This window comes from Streptomyces sp. NPDC001787 (assembly GCF_040297465.1).
Lineage (GTDB): Bacteria > Actinomycetota > Actinomycetes > Streptomycetales > Streptomycetaceae > Streptomyces.
Window position 1 is genome coordinate 1 of sequence record NZ_JBEOZE010000007.1, and the last position, 25,412, is coordinate 25,412.

Sequence of the window (25,412 nt, forward strand, 5' to 3'; positions counted from 1 at the left end):
GCAGCAGGGACGCGTCCAGCTCCTTCGACCCGTAGGACTGGGTGAAGGTGTTGCGGTCCTTGTCGTAGCCCCGCTCGCAGACATCGCGGTGGATGTCGTCGCGCAGCTCGCGCCACCGCTCCAGCGGCCCCTCGGCGTCCCCGGACTCGATCAGCTTGATCGTGCGGTCGACCGCGACCCACGCCATCACCTTGGAGTGCACGAAGTGCCGGCGCGGCCCGCGCACCTCCCAGATGCCCTCGTCGGGCTCGAACCAGTGCTTCTCCAGATACTCGATCAGCTTGAGCTGGAGCCCCATCGCGTAGTCGTTGCGGGTCAGGCCCGTCATATGGGCCAGGTGCAGCGCCTCGGTGACCTCCCCGTAGACATCGAGCTGGAGCTGGTTGGCCGCGCCGTTGCCGACCCGGACCGGGCCGGAGTTCTCGTAGCCGGGCAGCCAGTCCAGCTCGGCCTCGCCCAGCTCCCGCTCGCCCGCGATCCCGTACATGATCTGCAGGTTCTCCGGGTCGCCCGCCACCGCGCGCAGCAGCCACTCCCGCCAGGCGCGGGCCTCCTCGCGGTAGCCGGTGCGCAGCAGCGAGGAGAGGGTGATGGCGGCGTCGCGGAGCCAGGTGTAGCGGTAGTCCCAGTTGCGCGAGCCCCCGATGTCCTCGGGCAGTGAGGTGGTCGGGGCCGCCACGATCCCGCCGGTCGGGGCGTAGGTGAGGGCCTTGAGAGTGATCAGTGAGCGGACCACGGCTTCGCGGTAGGGCCCGTGGTACGTGCACTGTTCGACCCAGTCGCGCCAGAACAGCTCGGTCGCCTCCAGGGACCCCTCGGGGTCCGGAAGCGCGGGCGGCTGGTGGTGCGAGGGCTGCCAGCTGATCGTGAACGTGATCCGGTCCCCGGGTGCCACGGTGAAGTCGGAGTACGTCGTCAGGTTCTTGCCGTACGTGTCGGCCTCGGTGTCCAGCCAGACCGAATCCGGGCCCGCAACCGCGACGGTACGGGAGTCGACCTTGTGGACCCAGGGGGTCACCCGGCCGTAGCTGAACCGCATGCGCAGCTCCGAGCGCATCGGCACCCGGCCGCTGACGCCCTCCACGATCCGGATGAGCTGCGGTGCGCCGTCACGCGGCGGCATGAAATCGGTCACGCGTACGGTGCCGCGCGGGGTGTCCCACTCCGATTCCAGGATGAGGGATTCGCCGCGGTAGCGGCGCCGGTCCGCGGACGGCGGCTCGGCTCCCTCCGCCCGCGCAGGTCCCAGACGCCAGAAGCCGTGCTCCTCGGTGCCCAGCAGTCCTGCGAAGACGGCGTGCGAATCGAAGCGGGGTAGGCACAGCCAGTCCGCTGTGCCGTCCCGGCAGACCAGGGCGGCGGTCTGCATGTCTCCGATGAGTGCGTAATCCTCGATGCGCCCGGCCACGTGCATCTCCAGTCGAACGGCCATGTCGCCCCTGAGGGGCTCTTACTGCTGGTCAAGGGGGGGTCGTAGAGAAAACCGACGAGCTCTTGCAACCGGTGTGCGGGCTGGGGTGGTGCCGCTGGCAGGCCGGCTCGGCAGCGAGTGTTTGAGCAGGATACGACGCACCGGCAAGATCCGCGCGACGGTCTTCGCAAGACAACTGAGCTGAACGGGTGGGACGTGAAACCAGTGCGATGAACCTGTGATGCCAGTGTGAGGGCTGTGGCCGGAAGCAGCCTCCCGCCGTCGCTGTTACCCTGGTAGCCCGTGGACCGGTGGTCGTTCGCGACAGCGGACGAGGCCCCCGAACCGCAGCGACGGCACCCCCGGATTCTCCGGTTCGGCGGCCGGTACGCACCTCATCATCGCGACCACGGGAGCCCCCTTTGGCTATGCAGCCCACATCCACGACGACCAAGCACATCTTCGTCACCGGGGGTGTCGCCTCCTCCCTCGGCAAGGGTCTGACTGCCTCCAGCCTGGGTGCCCTGCTCAAGGCGCGTGGCCTGCGGGTCACCATGCAGAAGCTCGACCCCTACCTCAACGTCGACCCCGGCACGATGAACCCCTTCCAGCACGGTGAGGTGTTCGTCACCAACGACGGCGCCGAGACCGACCTGGACATCGGCCACTACGAGCGCTTCCTCGACGTCGACCTCGACGGCTCGGCCAACGTCACCACCGGCCAGGTCTACTCCCAGGTCATCGCCAAGGAGCGGCGCGGCGAGTACCTCGGCGACACCGTCCAGGTCATTCCGCACATCACCAACGAGATCAAGCACCGCATCCGCCGCATGGCCACCGACGACGTCGATGTCGTCATCACGGAGGTCGGCGGCACGGTCGGCGACATCGAGTCGCTGCCCTTCCTGGAGACCGTCCGCCAGGTCCGCCACGAGGTCGGCCGCGACAACGTCTTCGTCGTGCACATCTCGCTGCTGCCCTACATCGGCCCCTCCGGCGAGCTGAAGACCAAGCCCACCCAGCACTCCGTCGCGGCGCTGCGCAACATCGGTATTCAGCCGGATGCCATCGTGCTGCGCGCCGACCGTGACGTCCCCACCGCCATCAAGCGCAAGATCTCGCTGATGTGCGACGTGGACGAGGCCGCCGTGGTGGCCTGCGTGGACGCCAAGTCGATCTACGACATCCCGAAGGTGCTGCACACCGAGGGCCTGGACGCCTACGTCGTGCGCAAGCTCGACCTGCCCTTCCGCGATGTCGAGTGGACCACCTGGGACGACCTGCTGGACCGGGTCCACAACCCCGACCACGAGGTCACCGTCGCGCTCGTCGGCAAGTACATCGACCTGCCGGACGCCTACCTCTCGGTCACCGAGGCCATCCGGGCCGGCGGCTTCGCCAACAAGGCCCGGGTCAAGGTCAAGTGGGTCGCCTCCGACGACTGCAAGACCCCGGCGGGTGCCGCGAAGCAGCTCGCCGACGTCGACGCGATCTGCGTACCCGGCGGCTTCGGCGACCGCGGTGTCAACGGCAAGATCGGCGCCATCCAGTACGCCCGTGAGAACAAGGTGCCGCTGCTCGGCCTCTGCCTGGGCCTCCAGTGCATCGTGATCGAGGCGGCGCGCAACCTGGCCGAGATCCCCGACGCCAACTCCACCGAGTTCGACGCGGCCACCTCCCACCCCGTCATCTCCACGATGGAGGAGCAGCTCGCCTACGTCGAGGGCGCGGGCGACCTGGGCGGCACCATGCGGCTCGGCCTCTACCCGGCCAAGCTCGCCGAGGGCTCGCTGGTGCGCGAGGCGTACGACGGCCAGCCGTACGTGGAGGAGCGTCACCGCCACCGCTACGAGGTCAACAACGCCTACCGCGCCGAGCTGGAGAAGAAGGCCGGACTGGTCTTCTCCGGCACCTCCCCGGACAACAAGCTCGTCGAGTACGTCGAGTACCCCCGCGAGGTGCACCCCTACCTGGTCGCCACCCAGGCGCACCCGGAGCTGCGCTCCCGCCCGACCCGCCCGCACCCGCTCTTCGCGGGTCTGGTGAAGGCGGCCGTCGAGCGCCGGCTGGCCGCCCGCGAGACGGGCGAGTAGCGCCGAGGCACTACGGTTGACCGGGGTACGCGTCCTTGAGGGACGGGTACCCCGGTTTCCGTTTTGTTCGTGGGAGGACGTACATGGGTTTCCAGGACACGCCCGAGGAGTGGCAGGTCACCGCGACCGCGACCCCCTTCACCGGCAACAAGACCAGCGTCCGCACCGACGAGGTGGTCATGCCCGACGGCAGCGTCGTGCGCCGTGACTACCAGGTCCACCCCGGTTCCGTGGCCGTCCTCGCCATCGACGGGGAGGACCGGGTGCTCGTGCTGCGGCAGTACCGGCACCCGGTGCGCCAGAAGCTCTGGGAGATCCCGGCCGGACTGCTGGACATCCCCGGGGAGAATCCGCTGCACGCGGCCCAGCGCGAGCTGTACGAGGAGGCGCACGTCAAGGCCGAGGACTGGCGGGTGCTGACCGACGTCTACACCACTCCCGGCGGCTGCGACGAGGCCGTACGCGTCTTTCTCGCCCGGAACCTCTCCGAGGCCGAGGGGGAGCGGTACGCGGTCTCCGAGGAGGAGGCCGACATGGAGCAGGCCAGGGTGCCGCTGGCGGAGCTGGTGCGCGGGGTGCTCGCCGGGGACCTGCACAACAACTGCCTGGTGGTGGGCGTGCTCGCGCTCACCGCGGTGCTCGCGGGCGAGGGCGTGGACGCACTCCGTCCGGCCGGGGCGCCCTGGCCCGCCCGGCCGTTCGAGGCCTGAGCCGCCCGGCCGTCCGGCCGTCCGAGGTCCGGACGGTCCCGCCGTCCGGGGTCCGGACGTTCCGGCCGTCCGGGGTCCGGGAACGGCCATCGGCTCCCTGCCTTCCCGGGCCCGGGACATGTGCCGGAAGTGGCGCTGTCCGCCCGAAGGGCGGGGCTTCCGGTCGGACGATCGTAAAGAACGCTGATCCGATCGGGGGACCTTCCAGCCACGCTCCGCCATGATCGTCCGCACGCCTGAACTACGCTCGGACGGTCCCGCCCGGAGTCCCGGCGGGCACCGCGTGCAGCGAAGTGGAGCGTGGCTCGTGACGGATCAGGCGGTGGACACCAGCGGCCCGGCCCGGCCTGCGGGGACCGAGGAGCCGTCCGGCGCCGCCTCACCCCAATTCTTCGGCCGGGAACGCGAGTTGAAGGCCCTCCGGGCCGACATCGAGCGGGCCGGTCTGGACACGCTGGCAGGCCGCAAGACACCGCGTTCCCGGGTCCTGCTGATCGCCGGGCGCCCGGGTTCCGGACGCAGCGCACTCGCCGCGGAACTGGCGCGGCGGCTCCTGGCCACCGGTGCCTATCCCGACGGGGTGCTCCGGGCCGGGCTCACCGACCCCGACGGCGAACGCGTGCCCACCGAGCGCACCGCCCGCGACATCCTCGGCCTGCTCGACCTGACGGCCCCGCCCGGTGCCGACGAGGACGAACTCTCCGAGATGGTGCGCGAGGCCCTGGCCGTACGCCGGATCCTGCTGGTGCTGGACGACGCCGTGGACGCCGAACAGGTGGACCCGCTGCTCCCGGACAGCCCGGACGCTCTGGTCGTCGCCACCGCGACGGGGCCGCTGACCGGCATCCCCGATGTGCGTCCCTGCACCATCGGCGGGCTCGACGCGGGCTCCGCCGTGCGGCTGCTCGGCCGCCTCATCGGCCAGGTCCGCATCACCGTCGACCCGCTGACCGCGGAGGCCCTCAGCGAGGAGTGCGGGGGACAGCCCGCGGCCCTGGTCCTGATCGGCGGCTGGCTCGCGGCCCGTCCGGGGGCCTCGGTCGCCGATGTCGCCAAGCGGCTGCACCTGCTGCCGGACACCGGGGAGCAGTGGCCGGCCGGGGCACGTCCGCTGGCCCGCGCCTTCCGCCTCGTCCACGAGTCCCTCCCGCAGGCCGCCGCCCGGATACTGCGATTCCTCGCGCTGGCGCCCGCCGGGCTCGCCGACGCCCACACCGCATCCGCGCTGGCCGGCTGCTCGGTGCCCGCCGCCCAGACGACGCTGGACGACTTCGTACGGCTGGGACTGCTGCGGAGCAACGGTGCGCGCCAGCCCCAGTACGAGGTGCCCGGCTGCCTGGCCCCGCTGCTGCGGGCCCTGCTGGAGGAGTCCGACCGCCCGGCCGAGATCCAGCTGGCCAGGGCCAGGATGCTGGAGCGGACGGTGCGCCGGCTCCAGTCCTGCCGGGCGATCACCGAACCGGAGGGCTCCGCCGCCCGCCGCAAGCTCGCCGGACTGCCCCGCTCGCTGCGCTTCCCCAGCACGGAGGATGCCGCCGAGTGGCTGCGGATCCGCCAGCCGGCCCTGCTGGCCTCGGCCAGGATCGCCGTCGAGGATGGTGAACTCGACACCCTGGCCCGCAGGTTGGTGGCCGCGCTGGTGCGCGCGCTGGCCGCGCACCGGGGCACCGAGGCCGCCGCGCCCGAGCTGTACGGGCTGCACGGCCTGGTCCTGGACGTGGCCGAGCGCCGCGATCTGCCCCGGGAGCGGGCCGCCGCGCTGCTCAATCTCGCCGATCTGGATGCCAGGACCGGCCGGACCGAGGAGGCGCTGGCCCGCTACCGGGCCGCGCTGGACGCGGGACGGGAGGCGAAGGACCTGTACGCGACCGGACGCGCGATGGAATCCGTAGGCGGCGCCTATGCGGAGCTCGGGGACTTCCACCGGGCCTCCGACTGGTACGGCAGGGCGCTCGCCCAGCGCCTCACCCAGGGGGAGCGGGCGGACGAGGCGCGGCTGTACGGGCGGCTGGGTGCCGTGCACACGTACGCCGGGCGGTACGGGGAGGCGCTGCGGAACTGGCGGGCCGCGGCGTCCGGCTACCGCCGTCTCGGCGACCTGCCCGCCCAGGCGCGGGCGCTGAGCGAGGCCGCGCGGGTGCAGGAGTACGCGGGCCGGCCGCAGGAGTCGCTGCACACCTGCCGGGAGGCCGTCGAGCTGGCCCGGCGGGCCGGGGACGTGCGGCTTCAGGCGGCGCTCCAGCTCAGGCTGGCCGACACGCTGGACCGGCTCGGGGACCCGGCGGCGGCCGGGCTGCACCGGGGTGTGGCCGACAGATTGCTGGGCGAGGAGGGATCTGCCTACGAAATCCGTAGTGCTGCGACTGAAAATTAGTGCTTTGTAAGGCTAGACAGCGCGAAGTCCTTCATTAAACTGGCTCTGCCGCGTTCCTTCGTGGCGTCTCCATTTACTCTGCGTATATCCGGGTATGTCTGTTTATGCCCCGATAACCCCCCGAGCCAAGGACCGTGATCGACGTGAAGGTCGGCATCCCCCGCGAAGTCAAGAACAACGAGTTCCGGGTGGCGATCACCCCCGCCGGAGTGCATGAGCTCGTCCGTCACGGCCACCAGGTCCTCGTCGAGCGGAACGCCGGTGCGGGCTCCTCCATCACGGACGAGGAGTACGTCGCCGCGGGGGCGCGGATCCTGCCCACCGCCGACGAGGTGTGGGCCGCCGCCGACCTGTTGCTGAAGGTCAAGGAGCCGGTCGCCGAGGAGTACCACCGCCTCCGCAAGGGCCAGACCCTCTTCACGTACCTCCACCTCGCCGCCTCCCGCGAGTGCACGGACGCGCTGCTGGAGTCCGGCACCACCGCCATCGCGTACGAGACCGTGGAGACCGCCAACCGCGCGCTCCCGCTGCTCGCCCCGATGTCCGAGGTCGCCGGCCGGCTGGCCCCGCAGGTCGGCGCCTACCACCTGATGCGCTCGGCCGGTGGCCGCGGTGTACTGCCGGGCGGTGTCCCGGGTACGGCGGCGGGCAGGGCCGTCGTCATCGGTGGCGGCGTCTCCGGCTGGAACGCCACCCAGATCGCCGTCGGTCTCGGCTTCCACGTCACGCTGCTCGACAAGGACATCAACAAGCTGCGCGAGGCCGACAGGATCTTCGGCACCAAGGTGCAGACGGTCGTCTCCAACGCCTTCGAGCTGGAGAAGGCCGTCGTCGAGGCCGACCTCGTCGTCGGCGCCGTGCTGATCCCCGGCGCGAAGGCGCCGAAGCTTGTCACCAACGAGCTTGTCGCCAAGATGAAGCCCGGAAGTGTACTTGTCGACATTGCAATTGATCAGGGTGGTTGCTTCGAGGACTCGCACCCGACGACGCACGCCGAGCCGACCTTCATGGTCCACAACTCGGTCTTCTACTGTGTCGCCAACATGCCCGGCGCGGTTCCGAACACCTCCACCTACGCCCTGACCAACGCCACGCTGCCCTACATCGTGGAGCTGGCGAACCGGGGCTGGGCCGAGGCGCTGCGCCGTGACGCCGCTCTCGCCAAGGGCCTCAACACCCATGACGGGCAGGTCGTTTACCGTGAGGTGGCCGAGGCCCACGAGCTCCCGCACGTCGAGCTGAGCACCCTTCTCGGCTGACGGGTCAACACCTTCCGTCAACCTCCTGCGTCCGGCCGGACCTTGCCGAGCAAGGTCCGGCCGGAGGTGTATCGGGCCCTGTGGCGCCCTCGTGCAACTCGTCTCGAACGTAACTCTTTACCCGTTTCGTGCAGCGGCGAAATGTGAGCCTTGCTCGCTGTGCACCCTTGACAGAGGGGTGTTCGATTGCCGACACAACGGGCCGGGTCCGGCGGATTGTGTTGCTGCGGACCGGTGACACGCCATAGAGTCGCCAATCGTCGGCATGGTGCCACGCTGACCTATCGATAAGTTTCCTGGTCACGTCCAAGGAGGTAAGACGACTTGTGAATGAGTCGACATTTACTCCCGGGGGTGGTCAACCAGGGATGCCCGCACGGGGTCAGGGCCCGATCGGGCTCGAAGCTGTCGGCTCCGTCGCTGTCCGCACCTTCGCCACCCAACAGCACATGACGACAGCCCCCCAGATGATGGACGGCCTACACGTGAACGCCATGGCCGGCAACGAGAGTGGCCGGGACTCCGCCCACTTCGCCGACTTCGCCGAGGTGCCCGAGGGGCACTTCTACGACCCCGACGCCGAGTACGAGCCCGATCCGGAGTACGCGGCCACCCTCGCGCCCGACGCCGCGCGCCAGCGCCGCGAGCGGATCGGCCCGACCGGGCGGCCCCTGCCGTACTTCCCGATCCCGGGTCCGCTGACCGATCACGGCCCCGCGAAGATCATCGCGATGTGCAACCAGAAGGGCGGCGTCGGCAAGACCACGTCGACCATCAACCTGGGCGCGGCACTCGCGGAGTACGGACGCCGTGTCCTGCTCGTCGACTTCGACCCGCAGGGTGCCCTGTCGGTCGGTCTCGGGGTCAACCCGATGGAGCTCGACCTCACGGTCTACAACCTGCTCATGGAGCGGGGCATGTCGGCCGACGAGGTCCTGCTGAAGACCGCCGTGCCCAACATGGATCTGCTGCCGAGCAACATCGACCTCTCCGCCGCCGAGGTGCAGCTGGTCAGCGAGGTGGCCCGGGAATCGACGCTCCAGCGCGCGCTGAAGCCGCTGATGGCCGACTACGACTACATCGTGATCGACTGTCAGCCCTCGCTGGGCCTGCTGACGGTGAACGCGCTGACGGCGGCTCACAAGGTCATAGTGCCGCTGGAGTGCGAGTTCTTCGCGCTCCGCGGAGTGGCACTGCTCACCGAGACCATCGAGAAGGTCCAGGAGCGGCTCAACCCGGAGCTGGAGCTCGACGGCATCCTCGCCACCATGTACGACTCCCGTACGGTGCACAGCCGCGAGGTCCTCGCACGGGTCGTCGAGGCCTTCGACGACCACGTCTACCACACGGTCATCGGCCGTACGGTGCGCTTCCCGGAGACCACGGTCGCCGGTGAGCCCATCACCACGTACGCCTCCAACTCGGTCGGCGCCGCCGCCTATCGACAGCTCGCCAGGGAGGTGCTCGCCCGGTGTCACGCCGAGTGAGTCTGCCGGGGGCCGACGAACTGTTCCGTACCACCGGTGGGATGGGGCTCCAGGCGTCCTCCCCCGCGGACCGGCGACGCAAGGCGAACAGCGAGGGACGGGTGCCCGCCCCGGCGGGCGAGGGCGACGCCCCGGCGGACGCACCGGGCCAGGAAGGGGCCGGCAGCGGCCCCTCCGGCCGTCCGGCGGCCCGGACCCGTGAGGAGCACTCGGCGGCGGGCGCCGACGGGGGCGAGTCACGCAGTCGCGGCGCCGAGGGCGACCGGTCCGCGCCGGGCGCCAAGACCGTCCCCGCGACACGTTCCGCCGCTCAGGCCCCCTCCGCCTCCCAGGATCCGGCTTCCGCCGGCCAGCAGCAGCGCAGGCGCGGCGGAGGACGTGGCGCCAATCGCCGGCCCAGCGGCCGGGAGCGCCACGACGAGAAGATCACCGTCTATGTGTCGGCCGAGGAACTGATGGACCTCGAACACGCCCGCCTCGTCCTGCGCGGCGAGCACGGGCTCGCCGTCGACCGCGGGCGCATAGTGCGTGAGGCCGTCGCGGTGGTGCTGGCCGATCTGGAGTCCCGGGGCGACGCGAGCATTCTCGTACGGCGGCTGCGCGGCCGCTGAGCGGTGCGGCGCCGGTAGCCTGCCTGGGAGGGGCCGGCCGACAGCCGGGCCCGGCTCCACGCCCGTACGGGGCCGGGGGCGTCCCTTCCGGGCCCCCGTCCCCGCCGCCCGCGCCGGGGCCGCCACCGCCCGCCCGTGTTTCCGCCGCACCCCTGGACCGCGATGCCCCCCACCGACGACCCCGCGAGCCCGCGCCGCCGTACGCTCGGCCGCGGGCCCGGTGCCGTCGCGGCCCGGCACTCGCGGACCGGGCCCGAGCCGGCGGCGGGAACCGCACCCGGGCCGGAGACCGGGCCCGAGCCGCCCGTGCCCGTGGCCGGGCCCGAGCCCGTGACAACGGCCGGGACTGCGCCAGAGCCTGCGCCCGAGCCAGAGCCTGCGCCCGAGCCCGCGTCCGAGCCGGAGCCTGCGCCCGACCCCGCGTCCCCGTCCGGGGACGGTGGCGGGGACGGTCCCGGTGGCGACGACAGGCGCTTCACGGTGCGGCTCGCGAACTTCGAAGGCCCCTTCGACCTTCTCCTCCAGCTGATCTCCCGGCACAAGCTCGATGTGACCGAGGTCGCCCTGTCCAGGGTCACCGACGAGTTCATGGCGCACATCCGCGCCATGGGAGCGGACTGGGACCTCGACCAGACCACCGAGTTCCTGGTCGTCGCCGCCACCCTGCTGGATCTGAAGGCCGCCCGGCTGCTGCCGACCGCCGAGGTGGAGGACGAGGCGGACCTGGCCCTCCTGGAGGCCCGGGACCTGCTCTTCGCGCGGCTGCTCCAGTACCGCGCGTACAAGCGGATCGCCGAGATCTTCCACACCCGGCTGGAGTCCGAGGCCCGCCGCTACCCCCGTACCGTCGGTCTCGAACCCCAGCACGCCGAGCTGCTGCCCGAGGTCGTCATCAGCATCGGCGCCGAGGGTTTCGCCCGGCTCGCGGTGAAGGCGATGCAGCCGAGGCCCAAGCCCCAGGTGTACGTCGACCACATCCACGCACCGCTGGTCAGCGTGCGCGAACAGGCCGGGATCGTGGTGGCGCGGCTGCGCGGGGCGGGCGAGGTGAGCTTCCGGGTGCTCGCCGAGGACGCGCCGGACACCCTCACGGTCGTCGCCCGGTTCCTGGCGCTGCTGGAGCTGTACCGGGAGAAGGCCGTCGCCCTCGACCAGCAAGAGGCGCTCGGCGAGCTGCTCGTGCGCTGGTGCGGCGGGGAGGGGACGGAGCCCGCGGTGACGGACGAGTTCGACCAGGAGATCCACGCGGCGGCCGAGGAGGGCGCGGAGACATGAGCACGCAGCACCGGGACGGCGACGGGGGCCCGGAAGCCGGTACGGTCGCGGCCCTCGATCTGAAGCCCGCCCTGGAGGCGGTCCTGATGGTCGTCGACGAGCCCGCCACCGAGGAGCACCTCGCCAAGGTCCTCCAGCGGCCGCGCAGGGCCGTGGCGGACGCGCTGCGGGAGCTGGCCGACGAGTACACCGCCCAGCGCCGGGGCTTCGACCTGCGGCTCGTGGCGGGCGGCTGGCGCTTCTACACCCGGCCCGAGTACGCGGACGCCGTCGAGGGCTTCGTCCTGGACGGCCAGCACGCCCGCCTCACCCAGGCGGCCCTGGAGACGCTCGCGGTGGTCGCGTACCGCCAGCCGGTGAGCCGTTCGCGGGTCTCGGCGGTGCGCGGAGTGAACTGCGACGGCGTGATGCGGACCCTCCTGCAGAGGGGTCTGGTCGAGGAGGCGGGCGCGGAACCCGAAACAGGTGCGATCCTGTACAGGACGACGAACTACTTTCTGGAGCGTATGGGCCTGCGAGGCCTGGACGAGCTCCCGGAGCTCGCGCCCTTCCTCCCGGAGGCGGACGCGATCGAGGCTGAGACGCTAGAGGGTGTGCCGTCGTTCGATCCGGACGCACCGGACACCCCGGATACTCACGCAGACGACAAGACGGATTTTTGATGCGAAGCAGTGGCAGGAACAGCGGAAGCGGCGGCGGCAACGGCGGCGGCAGGAGCGGCGGCGCCGGCGGCAGGAGCGGTGGCAGCGGCGGCGGCCGGAACCCCCGGGGCGGCAGCGGCTCCTCCGGCGGCTCCTTCCGGCCCAAGGGCCAGGGCGGCGGTGCCGGTGGCGGTGGCGGTCAGGGCGGGCGCGAGGACAAGCAGGAGCAGCGCCCCCGCCGCCCCCGCCCCGAGGAGCGCCGCTACGACGTGGGCGCCGACAAGCCCGGCGGCGACGGCGGCCTCCGCAAGGGCCGCGGCGCGGCGGCCCGCGGCGGTGCCAAGGGCGGCCCGAAGTCCTCGCAGAGCGCGGGCCGCGGCCGGCGTGCCCCGTACGGCGCCCCGGCCCGGCCGCGCGAGCTCGAAGCCAAGATCGAGCAGCGCAACCGGGACAGGTACGCGAACAAGCCCGACATCAAGCTGCCCAAGACCCACCCGGGTGCCGAGGAGGAGGGCGAGCGCCTCCAGAAGGTGCTCGCCAGGGCGGGCATGGGCTCGCGGCGTGCCTGCGAGGAGCTGATCGACCAGGCCCGTGTCGAGGTCAACGGCGAGATCGTCGTCGAGCAGGGCATGCGCGTCGATGTGCACAAGGACGAGATCAAGGTGGACGGCCTGACGGTCGCCACCCAGTCGTACCTCTTCTTCGCGCTGAACAAGCCCGCCGGTGTCGTCTCCTCCATGGAGGACCCGGACGGCCGCCAGTGCCTCGGCGACTACGTCAACAACCGGGAGACGCGGCTCTTCCACGTCGGCCGGCTGGACACCGAGACCGAGGGCATCATCATGCTCACCAACCACGGCGAGCTGGCCCACCGTCTCACCCACCCCAAGTACGGCGTGAAGAAGACCTACCTGGCCGCCATCCAGGGCCCGCTGCCGCGCGATCTGGGCAAGCGGCTCAAGGACGGCATCCAGCTGGAGGACGGGTACGCCCGCGCCGACCACTTCCGGGTCGTGGAGAACACCGGGAAGAACTACCTGGTCGAGGTGACCCTCCACGAGGGCCGCAAGCACATCGTGCGCCGCATGCTGGCCGAGGCCGGCTTCCCGGTCGAGCGGCTGGTGCGGACGTCCTTCGGGCCGATCCCGCTGGGCGACCAGAAGTCCGGCTGGCTGCGCCGTCTCACCAACACCGAGGTCGGCATGCTGATGCGCGAGGTCGGTCTGTAGCCACCCCGCCCGTCTCCCAGGCCCGCGGCCGGTCCCTGTTCCCGAATCCCGGACAGGAACCGGCCGCGGGCCTTTCGCCATGGGCGTTCCCCCTTTATAGTCAGTATGACTATTAAGGAGGCGGGCGTGAGTCTCGCGGATTTCCTCGAACCCCTTCAGCAACCCCTGGTGACGGTCCTGGACACCCCGGTCAGCTGGACCGAGGTGCTCGGCTTCGGCAGTGGGGCGCTGTGCGTCTGGCTCGTGGCCCGCCAGCACATCGCCAACTGGCCCATCGGCATGGCCAACAACCTCTTCTTCATCCTGCTGTTCGCCCAGTCCGGCCTGTACGCCGACGCCGGCCTCCAGCTCGTCTTCATCACCCTCGCCGTGTACGGCTGGTGGACCTGGACCCACGGGGGTGGACCAGGGACGTCCGTCCTGCCGGTGCGCACCACGACCCGCACCGAATGGGCCTGGCTGCTCACGGCGGGGGCGGTGGGGACCCTCGCGCTCACGCTTCTGCTGTCCCGGGCCACCGACTCGACGGTGCCCTTCTGGGACGCGCTGACGACCTCGCTGTCGCTGATGGCGACGTACGGACAGTGCCGCAAGCGGGTCGAGTCCTGGTGGCTGTGGATCGCCGCCGACGTGGTGTACATCCCGCTGTACGCGTACAAGGAGCTCTATCTGACCTCCCTGCTGTACGTCGGCTTCCTCACGCTCTGCGTCCTGGGGCTGCGCGGCTGGAGCCGTGACCTCGCCGCGGGCCGGAACCGCCCGATGGAGGTGGCCGCGGCGTGAAGCGCTTCGCGCACGGCCTGGTCCTCGGCAAGTTCTACCCGCCGCACGCCGGTCACCACCACCTCGTCCGCACCGCCCGCGACCGCTGCGAGCGGCTGACGGTCCTGGTCTGCGCCGCCTCCGTGGAATCCGTCCCGCTCGCCGACCGGGTCGCCTGGATGCGCGAGGTCCACCCGGGCGTCCGGGTGGTGGGCGCCGTCGACGACATCCGCATGGACCTCACGGACCCGGCGATCTGGGACGCGCACATGGCGGTGTTCACCGGTGCGGTCCCGGAGCCGGTCGACGCCGTGTTCACCTCGGAGTCCTACGGCGCGGAGCTGGCCCGGCGCTTCGGCGCCGCGTCCGTCCTCGTCGACCCCGGCCGCACCCTCTTCCCGGTCTCCGGAACCGCCGTGCGCCAGGACCCGGCGGGCTGCTGGGACTTCCTCGAACCCCCCGTCAAGGCCGCCCTCGCCCGCCGGATCGTCGTCGTCGGCGCCGAGTCCACCGGCACGACCACCCTGGCGCGGGCGCTCGCCGAGCACTACCGGGCACGGGGCGGGATCTGGGCGCGGACCGGGTACGTCGCCGAGTACGGGCGCGAGTACAGCGAACGGAAACTGGCCGCGCTGCGCGACCGGTGGCCGGGCGCGCAGTGGGAGGACGTCGCCTTCACCACGGACGACTTCCCGCTCATCGCGAAGGCCCAGAACGCCGCGGAGGAGGCGGGCGCGCGCACCGGCTCCCCGGTGCTGTTCTGCGACACCGACTCCTTCGCCACCACCGTGTGGCACGAGCGGTACGTCGGTGGCCGCAACCCGCTCGTCGAGGAGATCGCGGACCGGGTCCGGCACCATCTGTGGCTGCTCACCGACCATGAGGGCGTCGCGTTCGAGGACGACGGGCTCCGTGACGGCGAGGAGCTGCGGCCCTGGATGACGGACCGGTTCCGCTCCGAACTCACCCGTACGGGAAGGGAGTTCATCGAGGTCACCGGTCCGCGCGAGACGCGGCTGGAGACGGCGGTCGCCGCTGTGGACGCGGTGCTCGCCGCCGGGTGGAACTTCGCCGCGCCCCTTCCGGAGCGGCGGTGAACAGCGTCGCGGACGACGACTCCGCGGCGCGGGGCCGCCGCGAGCCCGCTCCCGCCGCTCCGGAGGGCTACGACCCGCACGCCTTCACCCCCTTCGCGGTCACCGTGGACCTCGCGGTCTTCACGGTCCGGGCGGGCGGGCTGCACGTCCTGCTCGTCGAGCGCGGCGAGGAGCCGTACCGGGGCCAATGGGCGCTGCCCGGCGGCTTCGTCCTGCCCCGTGAGTCGGCCGAGACGGCCGCCCGCCGTGAACTCGCCGAGGAGACCGGCCTCGGCGAGGACACCGTCCGCGGACTCCACCTCGAACAGCTGCGCACCTACTCCGAACCGGACCGCGACCCGAGGATGCGGGTCGTCTCCGTCGCGTACGCCGCGCTCCTGCCCGACCTGCCCGAGCCGCGCGGCGGCGGGGACGCGGCCCACGCGCGCTGGTGGGAGGCGGGCGGTCCCGACGGCGGCCTCGCCTTCGACCACCGGCGGATCCTCGCCGACGCCTACGAGCGGATCGGCGCCAAACTCGAATACACCTGTCTGGCCACGGCGTTCTGCCCCGCCGAGTTCACCCTCGGCGAGCTCCAGCAGGTGTACGAGACCGTGTGGGGCGTAGAGCTCGACCGCCCCAACTTCCGGCGCAAGGTCCTCAATGTGCCCGGCTTCGTCCAGGCCGTCGAAGGGCCGCCGCGCCGCACCGGCGGACGGGGGAAACCGGCCGCTCTGTACCGGGCGGGTGCCGCTACCGCCCTGCACCCTCCACTCCTGCGACCGGAAGGACGGACAACGCGATGAACGCGACCAGGACCCTCACCAAACAGGCGGCCACGGGTGCGCTGACCGGGCTCGCGCTCGGCGACGCGCTGGGCTTCCCCACCGAGTTCAAGGACGTGCCCGCCATCCTCGCCATGTGCGGCCCCTGGCGGCGGATGAAGCTGCCGGAGCCCGCCGTCGTCAGCGACGACACCCAGATGACCATCGCGCTGGGACGCGGCATACGCACGGCGATGGACCGCGGACCGCTCACCCCGCTGCGGCTGCTCCGCCCGGTCCGCGAGGAGTTCGTGGACTGGTACCACTCACCGGACAACAACCGGGCCCCGGGGCGCACCTGCATGAAGGCCTGCCACCTGCTCGACGGCGACCGGATCTGGCAGGAGGCCAGTCAGACCGGCTCCAAGGGCTGCGGCGCCAGCATGCGGGTCGCGCCCATCGGACTCGTACCCGGCCTCAGCGAGGAGCAGCGCGCCGGTGCCGCCCAGCTCCAGGCCGCCCTCACCCATGGCCACCCGACGGCACTGGCCGCCTCCGACCTGATGGCGCGCGCGGTGTTCCTGCTGGCCCAGGGCGCGGAACCACTGGGACTCGTGGGGCAGCTGCGCTCGTACGCGTACGAGAACAGCGGGCGATACCCGCAGCGGTGGCTCGGAGACCTCTGGCGCTACGCGGGCGACTCCTCGCCCGAGGCGTACATCCGGCGCGGCTGGGACGAGTGCCTGACCGCGCTGGGCAGGGTCCAGGACGCCCTGCGTTCCCCGTCGCCCGAGACCGACCCCTGCCTCGGCACGGGAGACGGCTGGGTGGCGGAGGAGGCCCTCGCCACCGCCCTCCACTGCTTCCTGCTCTTCCCCGAGGAGCCCGTCACCGCCCTGCGCAGGGCGGCCTGCACCCGGGGCGACTCCGACTCGCTGGCCTGTCTGACGGGTGCGCTGGCCGGGGCGCACCTGGGCGCGGGCGCCTGGCCCAAGGAATGGTCCGAACGCGTCGAGTACCGCAGCGACCTGTTGTCGCTGGCGGCGCTCTGGGACTCGTGAGCCATGGCTGCCACGACCACCCTCCTGCGGCGGGCCGGGCTGCCGGTCACCGACCTCGGCCCGGTCCTCGCCGACGAGCCGGCACCCCTGCTCTTCGCCACGGTCTCCGGGGCCCATCTGTACGGCTTCCCCTCCAAGGACTCGGATGTGGACCTTCGGGGGGTCCACATCCTGCCCCCGCACGACCTGGTCGGGCTGCGGGAACCGGAGGAGACACGCACCCGGATGTGGGACCGCGACGGGGTCGAGATGGATCTCGTCACCCACGACCTCCGCAAGTTCGCCCGCCTCATGCTGCGGCCCAACGGATATGTGCTGGAACAGCTGCTGTCCCCGCTCGTCGTGCACACGAGCCCGCTCCACGCGGAGCTGTGCGCCCTGGCCCCGGGGGTGCTGACCCGTAACCACGCGCACCACTACCGGGGGTTCGCCGGCACCCAGTGGCGGCTCTTCGAGAAGACCGGTGAGCTGAAACCGCTGCTCTACACCTTCCGCGCGCTGCTCACCGGCATCCATCTGATGCGCAGCGGCCGGGTACTGGCCCATCTGCCGACGCTGCTCGACCAGGTGGCCGCCCCGGCATATCTGCCCGACCTGATCGCGGCGAAGGCCGGGGCCGAGCACGGGGCGGCGGAGGAGCTGGACACGGAGGCGGTGGAGCGGGACGTCGAAGGGCTGCACCGGGTCCTGGACGAGGCGCGGACCAGGTCGCTGCTGGCGGACGCGGTGACGGAGTTCGACGCGTTGAACGAGCTGGTCGTGCGCGCCCGGCTGGGGGAGTGACCCCGTCCGGGCGGACGGTCCGGGCCGGAGTCCTTCAAAGGGCCCTTCCCGCCGACGCCCGCCGGGTCCGGACGAGGAAGTCCTCCACCCGGGCCCGGTCCGGCCCGGCCGGCAGCGGGGAGCGGACGGCCGCCTCGTCGCTCTCCTCGGCCAGCCGGTTCATCCGGCGCTCCACCTCCGCCCACGGGACCTCCCCGCGCTTCACCGCCAGCAGTTCCCCGCGGGCGTCACCGACCTCGACCGTCAGCTCGCCCGTACGGAGCAGGTCCCGGCAGCTCGCCAGCAGCCGCAGCAGATGCATCGCGTGCTTCCAGCGCGGCGCGCCGTACTGCCTGACGTCCGCCTCCAGCTTCCCGCGCTGGCCCCGGGCGTAGCGGACGAACGTCCGGTGGGCGGCCCGGGACAGGAAGGCCCCGCGCAGCGCGAGCAGTTCGCGGCCCGTGTCGTCGATCCGCTCCACCAGCGGGGAGTGCAGGCACTCCAGCACATTCGGGTTGGCCCGCAGCGCCAGCTCGCAGAAGCGTTCCAGCTCCCAGGAGAACTGCTCGTCGGCCGGCCCCTCGACATGCGTCGGCGGCTTCTCGAAGCGCCAGAACAACGGGGTGGGGGCGAGGAAGATCCCGCGCCGGTCCGTGTCGCTCCCCTCCGTGGCGAGCCCGAACGCGCGCGACCCCATCACGCACGAGTAGATCGTGTGATCGCGTACGAGGTTCTCGGCCCCGGTGCTGGTCATCTGCGCGACAGTACGTGAGGGACGGCCGTTCCGCGCCCGAAAATCATTGCGCGCCGACGGTCCCCGGTGCCACCATCGCCGCCATGACCAAGATCCGAGAGGTCCGGCCCGCCCCCACCCGGTGAGCGCCGTGAACCCACCCACGTCCCGCAGAGAAGAAGCCGCCGTTCTGTACGCCCGGTTCGACCACCTCCCGTACCCGGCCCGTATGCGGGCCATCGCCGTACACACCCGCTCCCTGGACGACGCCGGCTATCGCGCCGCCCGCGCGGCCCTGGACACCGCGGACCCCGACGACCGCCGGCTGGCGCTGTTCCTGGCCGTCGTCCGCCGCGATCTCGAAGCCGTCGCCCACGCCCTCGCCGACCCGGTGCTGCGCCCGCGCGCACTGGCCGCCGCGATCCGGCTGCCGGTGCCCGGACAGGCCCTGGAAGCCCTCGCCCTGAGCCCGCTGAGAGCCGTACGCCACGACACGTACCGCGTGCTGAGGATGTCCCGCCGCCGCGCGCTCGCCGATCTGCTGCTGGCACGGGTCCACGCGGCCCATGGCGACGACGACACCGCCCGGCTGCTGCCCGCCTGCACCTCCGGGGCCGTCGCCCGATGGCTGCCCCGGCTGTCCGCGGTGCCGCGGCCGGTCCTGCACGCGCTGGCCCGCACCGCGCCCCTCGCGCTCGCCGCCCACCTCGCCGAACACGCCCGTGCCGACGGCCCGGACCGCTGGGAGGCGGACCGGCTCCGCGAGGGGAGCCGGTATCTGGCCGGCCGCCTCACCGCACGTGATCCGGCCGCCGGCGCGCTCCTCCTGGAGCGCGCCCCGCACCTGGTCACCGGTCCGGCCGCGGCGCTGCTGCTCAGGGAACCGGCCGCCGTGGCGGCCTCCCTGCGGCGCACCGGAACCGAACGGATCCCGCTCGCCCCCGACGGCCTGTCCCGGCGTGCGCGCCGTGCGCTGGAGGCGTGCGGGCCGGACGACGCCGCCCTGCTCGCGGATGTCCTGCGGGTGGAGCACCGGACCGGCGGCCCGTTCGAACGATGGACCTCGCAGGAGCCCCTGCTCGCCCTGCTGCCACCGGACGTACGCCGCCGCACGGTCGAGGCACGGATGGCCGAGGGCAACTGGACCGGCCACATCGGCCCCGTCTCCGCCCTGGCCCCCGAGGACCGGGCGGACATCGCCGGCCGCCTGCTGACGGGGCGGACCGGACGCCGCGCCTTTCCGCGCACCCGGTTCGCCTCCCTGCTGCCGCTGACCGAGGCGGAACCGGTCCTGCGGGAGCTGAGCGCCGCCCACCGCCCGACGGAGCGGGCCATGGCCTGGGCCGCCCTGCTGCGCTGCGTCAACGATTCCGCGGATCCGCAGGCGTACGCACGCGTCCTCCGCTCCTGCGAGCGGGCCTGGCACGACCAGGAGGAGGTGCGCCGCAGCACCCTTCTCGCGGCGGGCGAGGCCCCCGGCCCGCTGCTGGACGCGGCACCCTTCGCCGCCCTGCGCGACGCCGCGATGACCACCGCGCAGTCCCGCGACTCGACGGCCGCGACGCTCCGGACCGCCGGACGGTGGCTGCGGCGCACCGCCCTGTCCGCCGTACGCGCCGGTGACCCCGGGCGGGCGGCGGCCGTCATCGGGCTGCTCGTCGAGGTACTGGCCGATCCGCGCGGGAGCGGGGAGGTGCGCCCGCTGGACATGGCGGGCGACGGGGTGCTCGCGGTCCAGGAGCACTGCGGCGGGCCCGCGCCCGGCCGGCTGCTGCTGTACGCGGGCCTGTTCGCACGCCACCTCGCACGGCTCCCCGGGCTCGACGCGGCGGTGGGGCGCGCGGCCCTGGACGATCCCCGCGGCGAACGGGGACGGCGGGCCGCCGCGCTGTGGCTCGCCGACCCGGCCACCCGCGAGCGGCGGTGCGCCGAACTGCTCGCCGCCGACGTGTCCTTCGCGGCCGTGCCGGAGGTCTGGCAGACCCTGGCCCGGCGCCGCACCGATCTCCTCGACACCGTCGTCGGACCGGGACAGCCGCCTCGCTGGGTACCCCGCCAGACGCGCACCGGGCTGGGACGGTGGCTGCCGCACCAGCGCGCCCTGCTGGATGCCCGGCTGGCCCGGGTGGCGGCCGACGACGGCGTACCCCTGCGGGCCCGGACCGACGCGGCGGCCCTGCTGGGCGACACCGAGACTCTGCGCGCACTGGCCGCCGGGGCGCCGCAGCCCGTCGCGGCGGCCGCCTGCACGGCGCTGGGGGCACGGGCCGCCGAGCGCGGCGGGGCCGCCGCACACCCGGAGACGCTGGACTTCCTGCTCGACCGCGCCGGAAGCGGCGGGGTCCGGGGCCGGGCGGCGATGGCCGGGGCCTCGCTGCTGCTCGACACGGTCTCCGACGAGGAGGCCGCGGCCCGGTTCGCCCGGATGGTGCTGGACACCGGCCGGTCCGTCGGCAGCCGGAAGGCGGCCGTCCGGGGGCTGTCCGCGCTGGCCTCCCCTGCCGCGTTCGCCGCCCTGCTCGCGGGCTGGGACGCACCGGAGCAGCACCGTGACGTCCACGCCGCGATGGCCGGCCCGCTGACGGAGCGGATGGACGGTCCGGGCGTCGGGGAGCGGCTCGCCGCGCAACTGCACCATCGGGCGGTACGCGAACGCGTCCTCGCGGCCCGCCCCGGCAGGGCCCCGGCCGCCGGTGCCCTCTACCGGTTCCTGGCCCGCACGGCGGCCACCGCCGAGCGGGACACCGCCCTTCCGGCAGTCCGCGCGCTGCGGGGGCCGGCCGGCGCCGACCGGGCGGTGCGCGCGACGATCGCCGCCGTGGTCACCGACCCGGAGCGCCCGCGCGAGGTCCGGGGCGCCGCGGCGGACCTGCTGTGCGAAGGGGCCGGTCCCGGCCCGCGTCACCGGGAACTGGTCACCGTGCTCGGCATCCTGGTGGCGCAGGCCCGGGGCACCGCCCCCGACGTGCGGCGCGGCGCGCTGTGGGTCCTGGACGGGCAGAACACCCCGTACGGCGACCGCCCGGCCGGTGCGCTGGACGCGGTCGCCGACGCGCTGGAGCAGGCCGGACTGAGACACTCCGCGTCCCGGGCGGCCCTGCTGGCGGCACTGACGGCCCTGGCGTCCTCGGACGCCTCCCCGGAGCGATGGGAGCGCTGGCTCGGTCTGGCGGGGGAGCGGCCCGGCTGTCTCGACCCGGTGGTCAGCCACCGGCGGATGCCGCGGAACGCCCAGCCCGTGGAAACCATCGCGGCGGTGGTGGGGACGCTGTGCCGCAACGGCTCGGTCACGGCCGGACTCGCCGCCGTACAGCTGGTCGTCCGGGCGGGCGAGGCCGCCTCCTGGGCGCGGCCGTGGACGGACCGGCTGGACGCGCTGCGCGCGAGCGGGCATCCGGAGGTCGCGGAGGCCGCGCTGCTGGCGGACCTCGGGCGCCCGGCCGCCTGACGGGTGCGTCTCTCCCCGCCGCGACGGCCCTACCGGCGGGGAGAGACAGGGGCGGGACGGTCAGGCCGTCCGGATGATCCCGCCGGAGACGGTGATCTTCTCGGCGGGCAGCGGGCGCGGCGCGGGACCGGCTTCCACCGCGGCGTCGGTGATGGCGAACCTGCTCCCGTGGCAGGGGCAGTCGATGGTGCCGTCACTGACGGACGAGACCGTGCAGCCCGCATGGGTGCAGATGGCCGAGAACGCCTTGAAGTCACCGGCCACGGGCTGGGTCACCACGATCTTTCGGTCCTTGAAGACCGTGCCGCCGCCGACCGGGATGTCGGAGGTCCTGGCGAGCTCCTCACCGGCACCGGGCGAGGTGCCCGTACGGTCCGGGGCGCTCGGCGCGGGGCTCTCCCCGCCGCCGTCACCGCCCGACGACCCGCAGCCGGCCGCCAGTGCGGCGGCGCCCGCCGCGCCCGCGGTCAGGACCGTCCTTCGCCGTGCTGCGTTCATCGCTCTCCGCCATCCGTCCATGGGCCGTTCCGGCGGCCGTGAGTCGCCGGCCGGCCGGGGGAGGGCCATCGTGGCGCCGCGCACCGCGCACGCGAAGCGACCCGGCGGTGCCGTGCGCCACGACACCCGTCCGGCGGATGCCTCACGCAGTCCACGCCACCGCCCGTCTCACGGACAGGGCACGGTGTCCCGGGGCCCCGCCGCACCTCTAGGCTGAAACACACCGTGCGTGAAGACGCCGGAACACGAAGACGCTGAACACGAAGAGGCGAGGAGTACGACGTGGCGGTACGAGCGGTCCGCGGAGCCGTCCAGCTGGAGCAGGACGAGGCCGGACACATGGACGAGCAGGTCGGTGCCCTGCTCACCGCCGTCCTGGAGCGCAACAACCTGGACGCCGACGACCTGATCAGCATCTGGTTCACCGCCACCCCGGACCTGCACAGCGACTTCCCGGCCGCCGCGGCCAGGGGCCTGGGCATCGTCGACGTCCCGCTGATCTGCGCCCAGGAGCTGGACATCGACGGGGCCATGCCCCGTGTCGTGCGGATACTCGCCCATGTGGAGACCCCGCTCTCCCGGGCCGGGATCCAGCACGTCTACCTCGGCGCCACCGCCACCCTGCGCAAGGACATCGCCCAGTGAGAACCGCCCTCGTCATCGGAACGGGACTGGTCGGCACCTCCGCCGCCCTCGCCCTCGCCGGCCGCGGTATCCATGTCCACCTCGTCGACCACGACCCCGAGTCGGCCCGGACGGCCGCGGCGCTGGGCGCCGGTTCGGACGAGGCGCCCGAGGGCCGCGTCGACCTCGCCATCGTCGCCGTACCGCCCGCCCACACCGCCTCCGTGCTGGCCACCGCCATGCGCGAGCGGGTGGCCCGCGGCTACCTGGACGTCGCCAGCGTCAAGGGCGGCCCGCGCCGCGAGCTGGAGGCCCTCGGCATCGACCTCACGCCCTACATCGGTACGCATCCGATGTCCGGCAAGGAGCGCTCGGGCCCCCTCGCCGGCACCGCCGACCTCTTCGAGGGCCGCCCCTGGGTCCTCACCCCGACCCGGGACACCGACACCGAGGTCCTCAACCTCGCCCTGGAACTGGTCGCGCTCTGCCGCGCCGTCCCCGTCGTCATGGACGCCGACGCCCATGACCGCGCCGTCGCCCTCGTCTCCCACACCCCGCAGCTGATCTCCTCCATGGTCGCCGCCCGGCTGGAGGAGGCCGACGAGAGCGCCGTACGCCTGTGCGGCCAGGGCATCAGGGACGTCACCCGCATCGCCGCCTCCGACCCCCGGATGTGGGTGGAGATCCTCTCCGCCAACCCCGGCCCGGTCGCCGATGTGCTGACCGGTCTCGCCGCCGACCTGGAGGAGACGGTACGGGCGCTGCGCGGCCTCCAGTCCGCCGACGAGGACGAACGCCGCGCGGGCACCGACGGCATCGAGGACGTCCTGCGCCGCGGCAACGCGGGCCGGGTCCGGGTGCCCGGCAAGCACGGCGCGGCCCCCGCGTCGTACGAGACCGTGGCCGTGCTCATCGGCGACCGGCCGGGCGAGCTGGCCCGGATCTTCGCCGACGCGGAACGCGCCGGGGTCAACGTCGAGGACGTCCGTATCGAGCACGCCACCGGCCAGCAGGCGGGTCTGGTCCAGCTGATGGTCGAGCCGAACGCGGCGACGGTGCTCGCGGCGTCGCTCCAGGAGCGGGGCTGGTCCCTGCGCCCGTGAGCGGCCCCGGCCGCACGGGGTACAAGGCTCCGCCCGGCACTCGGTAACCTGGTGCGTGGCCCTCCGTGCGGCCCGTTCGCCCTCACCCGTGTACCAGGAAGGTGTCCACCACCGTGGAAACCGTAAGCGCCTCAGTGATCGTCGCCATTGACGGGCCCTCCGGCACCGGCAAGTCGAGCACGTCCAAGGCCGTCGCCGCCCAGCTCGGCCTGAGCTACCTGGACACCGGCGCCCAGTACCGGGCGATCACGTGGTGGATGCTGAACAACGGCGTCGACGTGCGGAACGCGGCGGAGGTGGCGACCGCCGCCGCCAAACCGGTCATCGTCTCCGGAACGGACCCGGCCGCCCCGACGATCACCGTCGACGGCGAGGACGCCTCGGGCCCGATCCGCACCCAGGAGGTCACCTCCAAGGTCAGCGCCGTCAGCGCGGTCCCCGAGGTGCGCACCCGGATCACCGAGCTCCAGCGCTCCATCGCCGCCGCCGCCGAGCACGGCATCGTGGTCGAGGGCCGCGACATCGGCACCACGGTGCTCCCGGACGCCGACCTCAAGATCTTCCTGACCGCCTCGCCGGAGGCGCGCGCCGCCCGCCGCAGCGGCGAGGTCAAGGGCTCCGATCTCGCCGCCACCAAGGAGGCGCTGATCAAGCGGGACGCCGCCGACTCCGGCCGCAAGACCTCGCCGCTGGCCAAGGCGGACGACGCCGTCGAGGTGGACACCACCGAGCTGACCCTTCAGCAGGTCATCGAGTGCGTCGTCACCCTCGTCGGGGAGAAGCGGGCCGAGGGGTGACCGACGCCACGGGGGCGCCCACGCTGCGCGGAGCGGCCGTCGGGCGGGGCATCGGGATCGGCCTGATGTACGGGCTCTTCAAGCCCCGGGTCCTCGGCGCATGGCGGGTGCCCGCCGCCGGACCCGTCATACTCGCGGTGAACCACTCCCACAACATCGACGGACCGATGCTGATGGGCACCGCGCCCCGGCCGGTGCACTTCCTGATCAAGAAAGAGGCGTTCGTCGGCCCCCTCGACCCGTTCCTGCGCGGAATCGGTCAGCTGAAGGTGGACCGTACGACCGTCGACCGTACCGCCATCACCCACGCCCTGGGCGTGCTGGAGAACGGCGGGGCCCTGGGGATCTTCCCCGAGGGCACCCGGGGCGAAGGAGACTTCGCCTCGCTGCGTGCCGGACTCGCGTACTTCGCGGTACGCGGCGGGGCTCCCATCGTCCCGGTGGCCGTCCTGGGAAGCACAGAGCGCCGCGGACGGTTGATACGGGGGCTGCCGCCGCTGCGCAGCCGGGTCGATGTCGTCTTCGGCGACGCCTTCGACGCGAGCGACGGCAGCGGGCGGCGGACGCGCAAGGCGCTGGACGAGGCGACCCTGCGGATCCAGGGGAAGCTGACCGCCCACCTGGAAAGTGCCAGGCGCCTCACCGGGCGTTAGGCGAGACTTGAGTAGTGGACCGCGCTGACCGCGGTCCATCG

General features: G+C 72.8%; 22 protein-coding genes. 19 read left to right on the forward strand and 3 right to left on the reverse strand.

The window, feature by feature from the left end:
• Positions 1–1,408: glycoside hydrolase family 15 protein (locus tag ABT170_RS11955; RefSeq protein ID WP_351866619.1), on the reverse strand; the 1,408-nt coding region annotated here is incomplete at its 3' end.
• A gap of 431 nt (positions 1,409–1,839) precedes the next feature.
• On the opposite strand from ABT170_RS11955, the gene pyrG reads away from it, so the two are divergent.
• The 14 genes from pyrG (at position 1,840) to ABT170_RS12025 (ending at position 17,536) form a co-directional block, all read left to right on the forward strand.
• Positions 1,840–3,504: a CTP synthase gene (gene pyrG / locus ABT170_RS11960; RefSeq protein ID WP_266929479.1), complete on the forward strand. Its 1,665-nt coding sequence runs from the start codon at positions 1,840–1,842 to the stop codon at positions 3,502–3,504.
• 83 nt (positions 3,505–3,587) lie between these two features.
• Positions 3,588–4,214 carry an NUDIX domain-containing protein gene (locus ABT170_RS11965; protein WP_329945595.1) on the forward strand — a complete coding sequence of 209 codons (627 nt, stop codon included), beginning with the start codon at positions 3,588–3,590 and terminating at the stop codon, positions 4,212–4,214.
• A gap of 307 nt (positions 4,215–4,521) precedes the next feature.
• Positions 4,522–6,588, forward strand: a complete 2,067-nt coding sequence (locus tag ABT170_RS11970; protein WP_351866276.1) for a tetratricopeptide repeat protein — start codon at positions 4,522–4,524, stop codon at positions 6,586–6,588.
• A gap of 143 nt (positions 6,589–6,731) precedes the next feature.
• The gene (gene ald / locus ABT170_RS11975; protein WP_351866622.1) at positions 6,732–7,847 is read left to right on the forward strand and encodes an alanine dehydrogenase; all 1,116 of its coding nucleotides are present in this window, start codon (positions 6,732–6,734) and stop codon (positions 7,845–7,847) included.
• A 368-nt stretch (positions 7,848–8,215) separates the two neighbouring features.
• Positions 8,216–9,334, forward strand: coding sequence for a ParA family protein (locus ABT170_RS11980; protein WP_266929476.1), 1,119 nt, complete (start codon positions 8,216–8,218; stop codon positions 9,332–9,334).
• Positions 9,331–9,945 carry a hypothetical protein gene (locus tag ABT170_RS11985; RefSeq protein ID WP_329945612.1) on the forward strand — a complete coding sequence of 205 codons (615 nt, stop codon included), beginning with the start codon at positions 9,331–9,333 and terminating at the stop codon, positions 9,943–9,945. Before ABT170_RS11980 ends, ABT170_RS11985 begins: the two co-directional genes overlap by 4 nt.
• 162 nt (positions 9,946–10,107) lie before the next feature.
• Positions 10,108–11,220, forward strand: coding sequence for a segregation and condensation protein A (locus ABT170_RS11990; RefSeq protein WP_351866279.1), 1,113 nt, complete (start codon positions 10,108–10,110; stop codon positions 11,218–11,220).
• The gene (gene scpB, locus ABT170_RS11995; protein ID WP_329945592.1) at positions 11,217–11,882 is read left to right on the forward strand and encodes an SMC-Scp complex subunit ScpB; all 666 of its coding nucleotides are present in this window, start codon (positions 11,217–11,219) and stop codon (positions 11,880–11,882) included. Before ABT170_RS11990 ends, scpB begins: the two co-directional genes overlap by 4 nt.
• The gene (locus tag ABT170_RS12000) at positions 11,882–13,090 is read left to right on the forward strand and encodes a pseudouridine synthase (RefSeq protein WP_351866283.1); all 1,209 of its coding nucleotides are present in this window, start codon (positions 11,882–11,884) and stop codon (positions 13,088–13,090) included. The genes scpB and ABT170_RS12000 overlap by 1 nt, the downstream gene beginning before the upstream one ends.
• A gap of 126 nt (positions 13,091–13,216) precedes the next feature.
• Positions 13,217–13,873, forward strand: coding sequence for a nicotinamide riboside transporter PnuC (pnuC, locus tag ABT170_RS12005; RefSeq protein WP_329945590.1), 657 nt, complete (start codon positions 13,217–13,219; stop codon positions 13,871–13,873).
• Positions 13,870–14,949, forward strand: a complete 1,080-nt coding sequence (locus tag ABT170_RS12010) for an AAA family ATPase (protein WP_329945589.1) — start codon at positions 13,870–13,872, stop codon at positions 14,947–14,949. Before pnuC ends, ABT170_RS12010 begins: the two co-directional genes overlap by 4 nt.
• Positions 14,946–15,734, forward strand: a complete 789-nt coding sequence (locus ABT170_RS12015) for an NUDIX hydrolase (protein WP_329945588.1) — start codon at positions 14,946–14,948, stop codon at positions 15,732–15,734. The genes ABT170_RS12010 and ABT170_RS12015 overlap by 4 nt, the downstream gene beginning before the upstream one ends.
• Positions 15,731–16,753 (forward strand): ADP-ribosylglycohydrolase family protein, encoded by a 1,023-nt coding sequence (locus ABT170_RS12020; protein WP_351866288.1) that lies wholly within the window; start codon positions 15,731–15,733, stop codon positions 16,751–16,753. Before ABT170_RS12015 ends, ABT170_RS12020 begins: the two co-directional genes overlap by 4 nt.
• Positions 16,754–16,756: 3 nt before the next feature.
• Positions 16,757–17,536 (forward strand): nucleotidyltransferase domain-containing protein, encoded by a 780-nt coding sequence (locus ABT170_RS12025; RefSeq protein ID WP_329945586.1) that lies wholly within the window; start codon positions 16,757–16,759, stop codon positions 17,534–17,536.
• A gap of 34 nt (positions 17,537–17,570) precedes the next feature.
• Here the strand turns inward: ABT170_RS12025 and ABT170_RS12030 are convergent, their stop codons facing one another.
• Positions 17,571–18,269, reverse strand: a complete 699-nt coding sequence (locus ABT170_RS12030) for a nucleotidyltransferase domain-containing protein (protein ID WP_351866292.1) — start codon at positions 18,267–18,269, stop codon at positions 17,571–17,573.
• Between the two features lie 130 nt (positions 18,270–18,399).
• Between ABT170_RS12030 and ABT170_RS12035 the strand changes: the two genes are divergently transcribed.
• On the forward strand, positions 18,400–21,696 hold the full coding sequence (locus ABT170_RS12035; protein WP_351866295.1) for a hypothetical protein: 3,297 nt from the start codon (positions 18,400–18,402) through the stop codon (positions 21,694–21,696).
• A 60-nt stretch (positions 21,697–21,756) separates the two neighbouring features.
• On the opposite strand, the gene ABT170_RS12040 is transcribed toward ABT170_RS12035, so the two are convergent.
• The gene (locus tag ABT170_RS12040; protein ID WP_351866298.1) at positions 21,757–22,194 is read right to left on the reverse strand and encodes a Rieske (2Fe-2S) protein; all 438 of its coding nucleotides are present in this window, start codon (positions 22,192–22,194) and stop codon (positions 21,757–21,759) included.
• 282 nt (positions 22,195–22,476) lie between these two features.
• On the opposite strand from ABT170_RS12040, the gene aroH reads away from it, so the two are divergent.
• From aroH to ABT170_RS12060, 4 genes are all read left to right on the forward strand, one after another.
• Positions 22,477–22,839: a chorismate mutase gene (aroH, locus tag ABT170_RS12045; RefSeq protein ID WP_329945582.1), complete on the forward strand. Its 363-nt coding sequence runs from the start codon at positions 22,477–22,479 to the stop codon at positions 22,837–22,839.
• A complete protein-coding gene (locus ABT170_RS12050) occupies positions 22,836–23,921 on the forward strand; it encodes a prephenate dehydrogenase (protein ID WP_351866301.1) in 1,086 nt (361 codons plus the stop codon). The genes aroH and ABT170_RS12050 overlap by 4 nt, the downstream gene beginning before the upstream one ends.
• 101 nt (positions 23,922–24,022) lie before the next feature.
• Positions 24,023–24,718 (forward strand): (d)CMP kinase, encoded by a 696-nt coding sequence (gene cmk / locus ABT170_RS12055; protein ID WP_329945580.1) that lies wholly within the window; start codon positions 24,023–24,025, stop codon positions 24,716–24,718.
• Positions 24,715–25,371, forward strand: coding sequence for a lysophospholipid acyltransferase family protein (locus ABT170_RS12060; protein ID WP_329945579.1), 657 nt, complete (start codon positions 24,715–24,717; stop codon positions 25,369–25,371). Before cmk ends, ABT170_RS12060 begins: the two co-directional genes overlap by 4 nt.
• Positions 25,372–25,412: the final 41 nt, after the last annotated feature.